Source organism: Actinokineospora sp. NBRC 105648 (genome assembly GCF_030269645.1).
Lineage (GTDB): Bacteria > Actinomycetota > Actinomycetes > Mycobacteriales > Pseudonocardiaceae > Actinokineospora.
Genome location: NZ_BSTR01000002.1, coordinates 374,726 through 386,802 on the forward strand (window position 1 = coordinate 374,726; position 12,077 = coordinate 386,802).

The following is a 12,077-nucleotide window of genomic DNA, read 5'->3' on the forward strand; positions in this document are numbered from 1 at the left end:
ATCGCCGAAACTGTGGCCATGGTCGCGAAAGGACTCCACGCAGCGATCACGACGAACTACACTGCGTGGCGGAGGGCGGACTCCCCCACCGCCTTCCGCGTGGGCTACCGCCGGACGGGTCCATCCCCCCACGACCCGTCCGGCGGTAGTGTCCACTACCCGCGGGAAGAGACTCTATACTCCGCGTGTAGGGGTTTCAACAGTAGTGCAATAGCCGGTGCTCGCGCTCGACAGGTGTCGAACGCCACCGGAAATGGGGTGTCATGGGGGCGGGGACCAGTCTGTCCGGCAAGCTGAACCGTCTGGTGGCCGCGGTCCACCCGGCGGGGCGGGGGCCGTTCACCAACGAGGAGATCGCCGCGGCGATCCGCGACGAGCAGGGTGTCGACGTCTCGCACAGCGCCATCTCGGCCTGGCGCCGGGGAACCAGGGACAACCCCAGCTTCCGGCACCTGGCGGCGCTGGCGAAGTTCTTCGGCGTCCCGGTCGGCTACTTCTCCGACGACGCCGAGTCCGCCCGGATCGACGAGCAGCTCGACCTGGTCGCGGCCTGGCGGGACGCGCAGATCCGGGCGATCGCGATGCGCGCGGGCGAGCTCTCCGAGGCGGGCCGGGCGGCGATCCTGGAGATGGCCAACCGGGTGTGCGAGATCGAGCGCGCCGGGAAGCCGCCGGAGCGGGCTTGAGGTCCCTGGCTCGACGGCGCGCGCACGCCCGGCTCCGGGCCCGGGTGCGGGCGGTCCTCGCCGAGGTCGGCGTGCCCCGGCCGTGGGACCTGGCCGAGTTCTGCGACCGGGTCGCCGCGCACCGCGGCAGGCCCATCCACCTGGTGCCGACCAGGCTGCCCGCGGGCGCGCCGGACGGTGCCTGGCTGGCGGGCCCGACCGTCGACGTGATCGTCTACGACGCCGACAGCCCGGCCCTGCGCGCCGAGCACATCGTCTGCCACGAGCTGGGCCACATGCTGCTCGGGCACACCGGCACCGGCCTGGGCCCGGTGATCACCCCGGACGTCCCGGCCGCGCTGCTGCACCGGATGGGCGTGCTGCACCGGACCGGCTACGACGACGAGCACGAGCACGAGGCCGAGGTGGCCGCCTCGCTGATCTGGAAGCTGGCGGGCCGCGAGCTGGTCGCGCCCCGGCGCGCCCTGCCCGCCGCGGAGGCGGCGGTGGTGGACCGGTTCGCCCGGGTGATGGAGCGTGATCCCGGTGTCGGCTGAGCACCTGCACCTGGTGGTGATCGTGGTGGTGCTGGTGGCCTTCGGCTACAAGTGCGCCGACCTGGTGCGCGCCCCGCGACCCGGGGTGTGGGGGCTGTGCGTGGGGCTGCTGGCGCTCGCGGTGGCGTTGGTCGTGGGCTACCAACCGGTGGGCGTCCTGCTCGACCGCGCTTCGCCAGGGGCCGGGTGGGCGGTGCAGCACGTGGTGGTGTTCGCGGGGCTGTTGGCGATGCAGGTGTTCTACGTCAGCAGTACGCACGCGCCTGCCGCGCGTCCCCGGGCGATCTTGGGCCGGGCGGCGGTGGCCGGTGCCGGGGCGGTTCTGCTACTTGTCGCCTGGGCGGTCGCGCGGGCGGTGGAGTCCCCGGACTGGGCGAGCGTGCGGTGGGCAGAGCAGCCGCTGGCCGCCGGGGCGAACCTGGTGTTCGTCGCCGGGGTGGCGGTGGTGCTGGTCCTGAGCTCGCGGCTGACGCTGCGGTGGGCGCGGATCGCCGACCGGCCGTGGTTGCGGCGCGGGCTCGTGGTCTTCACGGTGGGCGGGGTGCTGTCGACGGTCTGGGCGGTGCACCGGATCGCCTACATCGTGGTGGCGATGACGGGTTCCTCCCTGCCGTGGGACCAGCGCTATCCGGAGCTGTCGTTGTTGGCGCTGGGGGTTTGCACGGGGGTCGTGGGGATCACGTTGCCCGCCTGGGCACCCCGGGTTGTGGCGGTGCGGCAGTGGGTCGCGCACTACCGGTCCTACCGGCGGCTCGAGCCGTTGTGGCTGGCGTTGCGGGAGGCCACGCCGTCGATCGAGCTGCGGTCGTCGGTGCCGTGGTGGGACATGGAGTACCGGTTGTACCGGCGGGTGATCGAGATCTGGGACGGGCGGGCGGCGTTGCGCGGGTATCTGGGGGCTGCGTCGGGGCCGGCCGGGGAGGCGGCCGCCTTGCGGGCGGCGCTTGCCGCGAAGCGGGCTGGGACGCCGGGCGGGGCGTCGGGTGGTGGTGTTCGGGAGGGGGGTTTGGTGCTTGCCGATGAGGTTGCCTGGTTGGAGCGGGTGGCTGTGTGTTGGGGTGCTGCTGTGTCCTCGCCCGGGTCTGCTGTGGGCTAGTTGGGTGGGTGGGGCCGGATTGGGCGGGTGGGTGAGGAGTACTGCCCAAAAGCGGTGGGAGGGGGTGTTGCTACTGGGTGGTGCGGGATCGGGCCGGGCTAGACCAGTTTTGTGGTCTTGGTGGCCAGGAGCCCGGCGCCCGCGCCCCAGGCGAGCAATGTGACCACTGTGGACAGTGCGGGGGCGGTGCCGTTCACCAACACCTGGGTGAGGCCCTCGGTCAGGGCCGCCGAGGGCAGTAGTCGCACGATGTCGGCCATGCCCGCGGGCAGTGCGTCCGTGGTCAGGACGATGCCGCCTGCCAGCAGCAGGACGAACCACACGACGTTGGCCAGGGCCAGGACGACCTCGGCCTTGAGGGCGCCGCCCAGCAGTACGCCCAGGGCGCCGAAGGCGAGGGTGCCCAGGACCACCAGCAGGACTGTCCACAGCAGACCGGTCAGGGCGGGGTTCCAGCCCAGCAGGGCGGCGACCACGGCCAGTACCACCAGTTGCAGTGCCACCACCGCGAGGCAGCCCAGTACTCGGCCTGCTACCAGGAGCCAGCTCGGCAGGGCGGTGGCGGCGAGGCGCTTGAGGACGCCGTATCGCCGGTCGAAGCCCAGCGCGATGGCCTGGCCGGTGAAGGCGGAGGACATGATCGCCAGGGCGAACACCCGCGGGGTCACCGAGTCGACCCTCGGTTCCGGCAGGGTGATCACCTTGAGGGCGCTGAGGCCCACCAGCAGCGCCAGTGGGATGAGCAGGGTCAGCAGTACCTGCTCCCCGTTGCGCAGGGTCAGCATCGCCTCGGTGCGGGCGTGGGTCAGCAGCATCCGCAGTGGCTTGCCCGCGCCGGGGGCCGGGGTGAAGGTGCCTGGGGCGAAGCGGTCGCTCACGAGCGCAGTTCCCGTCCGGTCAGGTCCAGGAAGACATCCTCCAGGCTGCGCCTGCCGACCTGGAGCTCCTCGGCGAGCACGCCCTGCTGCGCGCACCACGCGGTGACCGTGGAGACGACCTGCGGGTCGACGGTGCCCGACACCAGGTACCAACCCGGCAGCGGTTCGCTCACCCGGCAGCCCTCCGGCAGCGCGGCCAGCAGCAGCGCGGTGTCCATCCCGGACTTGGCCCGGAAGCGCAGCTGCTGGTCGTCGGGGCGGTCGGCGGTCAGCTCGGTCGGGCTGCCCTCGGCGACGACCCGGCCGTGGTCGATGATCACCACGTGGTCGGCCAGCGCCTCGGCCTCCTCCATCAGGTGCGTGGTCAGCAGGACGCTCACGCCGTCCGCGCGCAGGGCGCCGACCAGGTCCCACACCAGGCGCCGGGCCTGGGGGTCCATGCCCGCCGTGGGTTCGTCGAGGAACACCAGCTCCGGGCGGCCGACCAGGGCGCACGCCAGCGAGAGCCGCTGCTGCTGCCCGCCGGAGAGCCGCTTGTACGGGGTCCGCGCCGAGCCCGCGAGGCCGAGCACGTCGATCAGCCAGGCCGGGTCCAACGGGTTCGCCGCGCACGCGGCCACCAGGCGCAGCATCTCGGCCGCGCGCACGCCGGGGTAAGCACCACCGCCCTGGGGCATCACGCCGATGCGCGGGCGCAGGTGGGCGCCGTCGGCGACCGGGTCGAGGCCGAGCACGCGCACCAGCCCCGCGCGCGGGCGCAGGAATCCCTCGCACACCTCGACCGTGGTGGTCTTGCCCGCGCCGTTGGGGCCGAGCAGGGCCAGGACCGCGCCCCGCTCCAGTCGCAGGTCAACACCGTCCACAGCCGTCGTCGACCCGTAGCTGAAGACCAGGTCGGACACCTCGACGGCGGGCGCACTCACGGTTGCGAAGCCTAAGGCGTGCCCGGCGTCACGGCCGCGCCGGGCGCCCGCTCGGCCCGCGGCACGTGCCGCCACACCGCGGCCACCGCCAGCGCGGTGACCACGATGGCGCCGATGTAGGCGTAGGGCAGCACGAACACCCGACCGTCGAAGGTGGACCCGGTCGGGCCCAGGGCCACCGCCAGCACGGCGCTGACGACCATCGCCGCGGTGCGGAACCGCGTGTTGCCCGCCGCCGCGGCCAGCGGGACCGCGGCCCACAGCAGGTACCAGGGCTGCACGGTGGCGCCGAACACCAGCACCGCGCCCAGCCCGACACCCAGGCCGGTGAGCGGGCGCAGCTTCCAGCGGAAGCTGTCCAGCAGCAGCTTGGCCGCGATCAGCGGCCCGATCACCGAGCCGACCAGCCTGCCCGCCGTGATCGCGGCGTCGATGTGGTTGCCCAGGCCGAGCAGGATGCCCAGCCAGCCCGCGCCGAAGCCCAGCGCGGTCATCGGGGCCATCCAGCTCTTGATCGTCGCCGCGGTGTTGAGCGTGGCGACCCAGCCGTAGCCCAGCCCGCTGCCGAACGAGGTGGCGCTGAGCACCACCGCGAACACCACGAACAGCCCGCCCGCGACCTGGAACAGGTGCTTCCACCGCCCGCCCATCCGGCGGGCGATCATCACCCCGAGGAAGCCCAGCGCCAGCGCGGCGGGGATCTTCACCGCCGCGCCGAGGGTGATCACCGCGGCGCCCACGGCGTACCAGAACAGCTCGCCGCGCTGCCACGGCGGGAACGGCCCGTCCGGGGTGACCCGCGGCATCCGGCTCAGCGCCAGCTCGAAGCCGACCAGCATCAGCCCGATCGCCAGCGCCTCGTTGTGCACCCCGACGACCAGGTGGAAGAGCACCAGCGGGTTCGCCGCGCCCAGCCACAGCGCGCTCACCGGGCTCACCCCGAACCGGCGGGCCAGCCGGGGCAGCGCCCAGACGATCATCGCCAGGCCGAGCAGGGCCAGCAGCCGGTGCGCGGCCACCCCCATCACCACGTGGTCGCCGGTGAGCCAGTTGACCGCCTTGCCCAGGGTCAGGAACAGCGGCCCGTACGGCGAGGGCGTCTCCCGCCACATGGTCGGCACGCCCTGGGTGAGCGGGTGGTTGATCCCCAGCGCCTGCGCCGGGCCGACGGTGTAGGGGTCCTGGCCGAGCGCGACGATCTCGCTCTGCGCCAGGTAGCTGTAGACGTCGCGGCTGAAGCTGGGCACGGTGAACACCAGCGGCGCGATCCACATGACCAGCGTGCGGGCCATCTGCGGCACCGAGACCGCCCGCTCGCGGCCGGGCCGCGAGAGCCGTCCGAGCGCCAGCCAGGCCAGCACGATCATGAACACGCCGGTGAACGCGAAGGCCAGCGAGACGGTGGTCATCCGGCTGAACAGGCCGAGCACCGGGATCCGGAACACCGGGTTGAACACCGGCGCCGCGCCCGCGCCGAGCGAGCCGATGGCCAGCAGCAGCGAGCCGACCGTGCCGAACCGGCGCACCACGTCGAGCTGCCTGCGCTCGGTGGCGTCGAGCGGACCCGACTCCACCCCGCTGGGCCACGGGGTGCGCGTCGAGCGCCGCCTCACTTCTCCGACCACCACGTCCGGAAGGGTAGCGGGGCGCCCCGCCGCCCAGGTCCACAACGTCCTTACCAACCCCTTTCCGACCTGCGGGAGACCGGCGCACGGCATGATCGAACCGGAGCCTGGGGATTGGGGTGGTCATGTCGGAACCGACAACGCTGTCGGGCGCGCTGCTGGTGGTCGTGGGAGTGGTCTTCTTCGCCCGGCGGCTGCACGAGTTGGACTGGGTCGCCCCCCGCCACGGCTGGGCCGCCTGGGGGGAGCTCGCGGTCGCGATCGCCGTGGGCGCCGGACAGGAGTGGATCAACGCCTGGGTCGCGGCCGCCCCGGCGGTCCTGGTGGCCGGGGTCGCCGCCGCCGCGCTGCTGGTCGGCCTGGCCGGTGGCGGGCTCGTCGCGGGCATCGCGGCCGTGACCGCGTTCGCCCACCCGGGCGCGGGCTACCTCACCTGGGTGGCCACCCCGCTGGTCGTCGGGTACGCCGTGCGGGTTCTCTGGCGCACCGCCCGGGGACCGATCGCCCGGTCGATCGCCACCGCCACCGACCGGGACCTGGTGGGCCGCCGGTGGGCGGTCGGCGCCCTGCTCCTCGCCGGTGTCCCGCCGGTCGGCCTGCTGCTCGTACCGATGCCCGGTGCCGCGTGGTGGGAGCACCTCTTGCGGGTGGTCGGCGTGGTGGCGCTGGTCGGCTGGCTGCTGGCGGTCGACGCCCACCGCGGGTCGCTGCTCCGCGCCCGGACCCGTGACCTGCGGATCGCCGAGGTCGGGGGGTTGCTGGCGCTGGCCGCTGTCGCCGCCGGGCCGTTCGGGGCGGTCATCGCGGAGCAGTGGGCCCGGGTGCCCCTGGCCTCGGCTCTGGTGTTCGCCGCGGTCGCCTGGCTCGCGGTTCCCGCCGGTGCGGTGGTCGCCGCGCTCGTGCTCTGCGCTGGTGTCTTCCACCCGGTTCCGGCTGCCGTGTTGCCCACGGCCGCCTTGGCCGTCGTCGCCGCGGTGAGCGCCGTGCGGATGACCCGCTCGGTGCACGACGGGCGGTGGTTCGCCATCGCGGCTGCCCTACCCGAGCTCGATGAAGACCGCCGTGAGCTGGTGTTGCGGCAGTGGGTCGCCGACTCCGCCGCGGCGCGGACCCTCTGGTTGCCCAACGCGCTGGGCGCGCTCGCGATCCAAGCCCTGCAGGTCTGGAACCCGCCGGGCGCGGGGCCCGACACCACCGACCACGCAGCCGACAGCGCGACCCTGCTCGGCCTCGCGGACCGCGCGGTGGAACTGGCGGGCGCCGCGGCGGCCGAGTCCCCGCCGGACAGCCCTCGCCGTGCCGCACACGCCCTCGCGGTCGAGGACATACGGCTGCACAGAGCGGCGGTGGCCCGCCGCGGCAACGACGCGGCGACCGGGTTCGAGCTGGCCACGGCGGCTGTAGCCGGGTACTCGAAGCCCCGCCGCGAGGACCGGCTGCTGCGCGCGGTCGACCTCGCGGTGGACTGCGCCCGTTCGACGCGCCGGTACCGCGAGGCGGGTGAACTGCTCAGGTCCGTGGAGCTGGAGGACCCCCGCCGTAGGCGCTACCTGACCACGTTGGCGGCCCTGGTGGCACATGAGGCCGGGGATGACGCGCGGGCACGCGACCTGCTCGCACGAGCGCGCACATTACCCCGGTACCGTCTCCTCGGCCGAGAAGACGACCAACGGTCGCCCATCCCCCTGTGCCACACGCTCGCGGCCCTGGAAACCCGGGTCCAGCGGGCCTTGGCGGGAGTCCGGAGTGAGCCCGGTCACCGCCCGGACCCCCCGTCTTTGCGGCCCGGCTCGAAATAAGACACACTTGTGTTGTGAAAAAGACCGCCCCCGCTCCGCGGACCCCGGAGGAGACCGTCACCGGTCCCGCCGCGGCCGGGCAGCAGGCCGACGGCCGCACCCGCCAGGGCGTGGCCAGGCTGCTGCTGGAGCGGGGACCGGTCACGGCGGTCGCGATCGCCGAGGCGCTGGGCCTGAGCCCCACCGCCGTCCGCAGGCACTTGGACGCACTGGTCGCCGACGGGGAGGCGTACACCCGTGACGCCCCGCGCCTCGGCAGCCGGGGCCGCGGACGGCCGGCGAAGCTCTTCCTGCTCACCGAGGCCGGTCGGTCGCGGTTCGGGCACGCCTACGACGACCTCGCGATCGCCGCGCTGCGCTTCCTCGCCGAGAGCGGGGGGGAGCAGGCGGTGCGCGCGTTCGCCGAGCGCCGGGTGGCCACGTTGGTCGACCGGCACCGGGACGCGGTCACCGCGCCGGGAGACCCCGCGCTGCGGGCGAAGGCCCTGGCCGTCGCCCTGAGCAGCGAGGGGTACGCCGCCTCGACCCGCAGCGTCGGTTCGGGGGAGCAGCTCTGCCAGCACCACTGCCCGGTGGCGCACGTCGCGGCGGAGTTCCCCCAGCTGTGCGAGGTCGAGACCGCGGCGTTCGCCGAGCTCTTGGGCACCCATGTGCAACGGCTGGCCACGATCGCCCGCGGGGACGCGGCGTGCACCACGCACGTGCCGTCCGCCGAGGGCACCGGCACCGAGGCACGACATGTTCCGGATGGAGGGAAGTCCCTATGACTGCCGCTGCCGAGCAGCGAACCACCACACCCCAGCTCACCCAGGACGAGACCCTGGCGACGCTCGGGCGATACGAGTACGGCTGGTCGGACACCGACGCCGCGGGTGCCACCGCCCAGCGCGGGTTGTCCGAGGCCGTGGTCAGGGACATCTCGGCCAAGAAGAGCGAACCCGAGTGGATGCTCGAGTCCCGCCTCAAGGCCCTGCGCCTGTTCGACCGCAAGCCGATGCCCACCTGGGGCTCGGACCTCTCGGGGATCGACTTCGACAACATCAAGTACTTCGTGCGCTCCACCGAGAAGCAGGCCCAGTCCTGGGAGGACCTGCCCGAGGACATCAAGAACACCTACGACAAGCTGGGCATCCCGGAGGCCGAGAAGGCCCGCCTGGTCTCCGGTGTCGCGGCGCAGTACGAGTCCGAGGTGGTCTACCACAAGATCAACGAGGAGCTCGAGAAGCAGGGTGTCATCTTCCTCGACACCGACACCGCGCTCAAGGAGCACCCGGAGCTGTTCGAGGAGTACTACGGCTCGGTGATCCCGCACGGGGACAACAAGTTCTCCGCGCTCAACGGCGCCGTGTGGTCGGGCGGCTCGTTCATCTACGTCCCCAAGGGCGTGCACGTCGAGATCCCGCTGCAGGCCTACTTCCGGATCAACACCGAGAACATGGGCCAGTTCGAGCGCACGCTGATCATCGTCGACGAGGGTGCCTACGTGCACTACGTCGAGGGCTGCACCGCGCCGATCTACTCCTCGGACTCGCTGCACTCGGCGGTCGTGGAGATCGTGGTCAAGAAGGGCGGCCGCTGCCGCTACACGACCATCCAGAACTGGTCGAACAACGTCTACAACCTGGTCACCAAGCGGGCCAAGGCCGAGGCGGGCGCCACCATGGAGTGGGTCGACGGCAACATCGGCTCCAAGGTGACCATGAAGTACCCGGCCGTGTTCCTGATGGGCGAGTACGCCAAGGGCGAGGTCCTCTCGATCGCCTTCGCCGGCGAGGGCCAGCACCAGGACGCGGGCGCCAAGATGGTGCACATGGCACCGCACACGTCCTCGACGATCATCTCCAAGTCGGTGGCCCGCGGCGGTGGCCGCACCTCCTACCGCGGCCTGGTCCAGGTCAACAAGCGGGCGCACCACTCGAAGTCCACGGTCAAGTGCGACGCGCTGCTGGTCGACACGATCAGCCGCTCGGACACCTACCCCTACGTCGACATCCGCGAGGACGACGTGTCCATGGGGCACGAGGCGACGGTCTCCAAGGTCAGCGACGACCAGCTGTTCTACCTGATGTCGCGCGGCCTGACCGAGGACGAGGCGATGGCCATGATCGTGCGCGGGTTCGTCGAGCCCATCGCGCGCGAGCTGCCCATGGAGTACGCGCTCGAACTCAACCGCCTCATCGAGCTCCAGATGGAAGGAGCGGTCGGTTAAATGACCGCGTCTGCACAGCCCGCCGTCCAGCGGGACAAGTCCCACTCGCACGGGGCCGTGGTCCCGGAGTCCTCCCGGGCCGAGTGGTTCACCTCCTACGACGTCGGGGCCTTCGAGGTCCCGTCCGGTCGGGAGGAGATCTGGCGCTTCACCCCGATGAAGCGGCTCGCCGGGTTGCACACCGGCGCGGCCGCCACCGGGTCGGTCTCGGTCGTGGTCGACGCGCCCGCCGAGGTCACCGCGGAGTCGGTGCCCCGCACCGACCCCCGGCTCGGCGCGGGCGGCGTGCCCGCCGACCGGGTCGCGGCCCAGGCGTACAGCTCGTTCACCGAGGCCACCGTGCTCACCGTGGCCGCGGAGGTCCGCTCGCCCGCCCCCGTCCTGGTCACGGTGACCGGTCCGGGCGCGGGCAAGGTCGCCTACGGGCACCTGCAGATCCGCGCGGAGCTGTACTCCGAGGCCGTCGTCGTGCTCGACCACCGCGGGTCGGGCGTGTACGCCGACAACGTGGAGTTCGTGCTCGCCGACGGCGCGAAGCTCACCGTGGTGTCCATCCAGGACTGGGCCGACGACGCGGTGCACGTCTCGGCCCAGCACGCCAGGATCGGCCGCGACGCGCTGCTGCGGCACACCGTGGTCACCCTCGGCGGCGACCTCGTCCGGGTCTCGCCGACCGCGGCGTTCGCCGACCGGGGCGGGGAGGTGGAGCTCAACGGGCTCTACTTCGCCGACGCGGGGCAGCACTTCGAGCACCGCACCTTCGTCGACCACGCCGTGCCCAACTGCACGTCCAACGTGGTCTACAAGGGCGCGCTGCAGGGCGAGGGCGCGCACACCGTCTGGATCGGCGACGTGCTGATCCGGGCCGCCGCCGAGGGCACGCAGACCTACGAGCTCAACCGGAACCTCCTGCTCACCGACGGCTCGCGCGCCGACTCGGTGCCGAACCTGGAGATCGAGACCGGCGAGATCGCGGGCGCGGGCCACGCCAGCGCCACCGGCCGGTTCGACGACGAGCAGCTGTTCTACCTGCAGGCCAGGGGCATCCCCGAGGACCAGGCGCGCAGGCTGGTCGTGCGCGGCTTCTTCCACGAGCTGCTGATGAAGATCCAGGTCCCCGAGGTGCGCGAGCGCCTGGAGGCCGCGATCGAGGCCGAACTGGAAGCCGTCGGCGTATGACCCGCGCGTGCGCCCTGTCCGACCTGGACGACGGCAAGCCGTTCGCCGTCGAGGTCGACGACGTCGCCGTGGTGCTGGTGCGCCAGGGCGGGCAGGTGCACGCGCTGCGCGACGAGTGCACGCACGCCACCCTGTCGCTGTCGGAGGGGGAGCTGACCCGCAAGGGCCTGGAGTGCTGGCTGCACGGGTCGTGCTTCGACCTGCGCACCGGCGCCCCCTCCTCGCCGCCCGCCACCGAGCCGGTCGCCGTCTACCCGGTGACCGTCGACGGCGACGACGTCCTGGTCGACGTCACCCGCACCCTGAACTGAACCCGTCTGAACCACCTGAGTCGACTTCCCGCACCGACTTCCCGCACCACAGGAGAAGAACCACCATGGCCACCCTGGAGATCAAGGACCTGCACGTCTCGGTCGCGACCGACGACGGCGCCAAGGAGATCCTCTCCGGCGTCGACCTGACCGTCCGGGCAGGGGAGACGCACGCGATCATGGGCCCGAACGGGTCCGGCAAGTCGACGCTGTCCTACGCGGTCGCCGGGCACCCCAAGTACGAGGTGACCTCCGGCTCGATCACCCTCGACGGCGAGGACGTGCTGGCGATGAGCGTGGACGAGCGCGCCCGCGCGGGCCTGTTCCTGGCCATGCAGTACCCGGTCGAGGTCCCCGGCGTGTCCACGTCGAACTTCCTGCGCACGGCGGCCACCGCGGTCCGCGGCGAGGCGCCGAAGCTGCGCACCTGGGTCAAGGAGGTGAAGGAGTCGATGAAGGAGCTGGACATGGACCCCGCCTTCGCCGAGCGCAGCGTCAACGAGGGCTTCTCCGGCGGTGAGAAGAAGCGGCACGAGATCCTCCAGCTGGCGCTGCTCAACCCGAAGATCGCCATCCTGGACGAGACCGACTCCGGCCTCGACGTGGACGCGCTGCGCGTGGTCTCCGACGGGGTCAACCGGTTCAAGGCCTCCGGCGAGGCCGGTGTCCTGCTGATCACGCACTACACGCGCATCCTGCGCCACATCAAGCCCGACTTCGTGCACGTGTTCGCGGGCGGGCGGATCGTCGAGTCCGGCGGCCCCGAGCTGGCCGACGTGCTCGAGGCCGAGGGCTACGTGAAGTACGCGGGCGCGGAAGCAGCGGGCGTCTGACC

General features: G+C 72.4%; 12 protein-coding genes. 9 read left to right on the forward strand and 3 right to left on the reverse strand.

Features of this window, described 5'->3' with window-relative positions:
• Nucleotides 1–263 precede the first annotated feature (263 nt).
• The 3 genes from QSK30_RS02960 to QSK30_RS02970 are packed head-to-tail and all read left to right on the forward strand — an operon-like array spanning nt 264 to nt 2,318.
• Nucleotides 264–686 (forward strand): helix-turn-helix domain-containing protein, encoded by a 423-nt coding sequence (locus QSK30_RS02960; RefSeq protein WP_285499285.1) that lies wholly within the window; start codon nt 264–266, stop codon nt 684–686.
• A complete protein-coding gene (locus QSK30_RS02965; protein WP_285499287.1) occupies nt 683–1,222 on the forward strand; it encodes an ImmA/IrrE family metallo-endopeptidase in 540 nt (179 codons plus the stop codon). Before QSK30_RS02960 ends, QSK30_RS02965 begins: the two co-directional genes overlap by 4 nt.
• Nucleotides 1,212–2,318 (forward strand): MAB_1171c family putative transporter, encoded by a 1,107-nt coding sequence (locus QSK30_RS02970; RefSeq protein WP_285499288.1) that lies wholly within the window; start codon nt 1,212–1,214, stop codon nt 2,316–2,318. The genes QSK30_RS02965 and QSK30_RS02970 overlap by 11 nt, the downstream gene beginning before the upstream one ends.
• Nucleotides 2,319–2,416: 98 nt before the next feature.
• On the opposite strand, the gene QSK30_RS02975 is transcribed toward QSK30_RS02970, so the two are convergent.
• The 3 genes from QSK30_RS02975 to mptB are packed head-to-tail and all read right to left on the reverse strand — an operon-like array spanning nt 2,417 to nt 5,744.
• Entirely contained in the window at nt 2,417–3,133 is a 717-nt protein-coding gene (locus QSK30_RS02975) for an ABC transporter permease (RefSeq protein WP_285499370.1), read from the reverse strand.
• Nucleotides 3,134–3,192: 59 nt separating this feature from the next.
• Nucleotides 3,193–4,119: an ABC transporter ATP-binding protein gene (locus QSK30_RS02980; RefSeq protein ID WP_285499289.1), complete on the reverse strand. Its 927-nt coding sequence runs from the start codon at nt 4,117–4,119 to the stop codon at nt 3,193–3,195.
• An 11-nt stretch (nt 4,120–4,130) separates the two neighbouring features.
• Complete coding sequence (mptB, locus tag QSK30_RS02985; protein ID WP_285499290.1) at nt 4,131–5,744, reverse strand: polyprenol phosphomannose-dependent alpha 1,6 mannosyltransferase MptB; 1,614 nt, start codon at nt 5,742–5,744, stop codon at nt 4,131–4,133.
• A gap of 125 nt (nt 5,745–5,869) precedes the next feature.
• Here mptB and QSK30_RS02990 point away from each other — a divergent pair, with 125 nt between their 5' ends.
• From QSK30_RS02990 to sufC, 6 genes are all read left to right on the forward strand, one after another.
• Nucleotides 5,870–7,543 (forward strand): hypothetical protein, encoded by a 1,674-nt coding sequence (locus tag QSK30_RS02990; protein WP_285499292.1) that lies wholly within the window; start codon nt 5,870–5,872, stop codon nt 7,541–7,543.
• Nucleotides 7,544–7,557: 14 nt separating this feature from the next.
• Nucleotides 7,558–8,310, forward strand: a complete 753-nt coding sequence (locus tag QSK30_RS02995; RefSeq protein WP_285499294.1) for a helix-turn-helix transcriptional regulator — start codon at nt 7,558–7,560, stop codon at nt 8,308–8,310.
• Nucleotides 8,307–9,752: a Fe-S cluster assembly protein SufB gene (sufB, locus tag QSK30_RS03000; RefSeq protein WP_285499296.1), complete on the forward strand. Its 1,446-nt coding sequence runs from the start codon at nt 8,307–8,309 to the stop codon at nt 9,750–9,752. Before QSK30_RS02995 ends, sufB begins: the two co-directional genes overlap by 4 nt.
• Nucleotides 9,753–10,931, forward strand: a complete 1,179-nt coding sequence (gene sufD, locus QSK30_RS03005) for a Fe-S cluster assembly protein SufD (RefSeq protein WP_285499298.1) — start codon at nt 9,753–9,755, stop codon at nt 10,929–10,931. It abuts the gene before it with no gap.
• Nucleotides 10,928–11,242, forward strand: coding sequence for a non-heme iron oxygenase ferredoxin subunit (locus QSK30_RS03010; RefSeq protein WP_285499300.1), 315 nt, complete (start codon nt 10,928–10,930; stop codon nt 11,240–11,242). Before sufD ends, QSK30_RS03010 begins: the two co-directional genes overlap by 4 nt.
• A gap of 65 nt (nt 11,243–11,307) precedes the next feature.
• Complete coding sequence (gene sufC / locus QSK30_RS03015) at nt 11,308–12,075, forward strand: Fe-S cluster assembly ATPase SufC (RefSeq protein WP_285499301.1); 768 nt, start codon at nt 11,308–11,310, stop codon at nt 12,073–12,075.
• The last annotated feature ends 2 nt before the right edge of the window (nt 12,076–12,077 follow it).

Excerpts from the sequence above, each read along its gene's own strand:
- QSK30_RS02960 (WP_285499285.1), top strand. The coding sequence starts at position 264 with ATGGGGGCGGGGACCAGTCTGTCCGGCAAGCTGAACCGTCTGGTGGCC.
- QSK30_RS02975 (WP_285499370.1), bottom strand. The coding sequence starts at position 3,133 with ATGCTGCTGACCCACGCCCGCACCGAGGCGATGCTGACCCTGCGCAAC.
- QSK30_RS02990 (WP_285499292.1), top strand. The coding sequence starts at position 5,870 with ATGTCGGAACCGACAACGCTGTCGGGCGCGCTGCTGGTGGTCGTGGGA.
- sufB (WP_285499296.1), top strand. The coding sequence starts at position 8,307 with ATGACTGCCGCTGCCGAGCAGCGAACCACCACACCCCAGCTCACCCAG.
- sufD (WP_285499298.1), top strand. The coding sequence starts at position 9,753 with ATGACCGCGTCTGCACAGCCCGCCGTCCAGCGGGACAAGTCCCACTCG.
- QSK30_RS03010 (WP_285499300.1), top strand. The coding sequence starts at position 10,928 with ATGACCCGCGCGTGCGCCCTGTCCGACCTGGACGACGGCAAGCCGTTC.
- sufC (WP_285499301.1), top strand. The coding sequence starts at position 11,308 with ATGGCCACCCTGGAGATCAAGGACCTGCACGTCTCGGTCGCGACCGAC.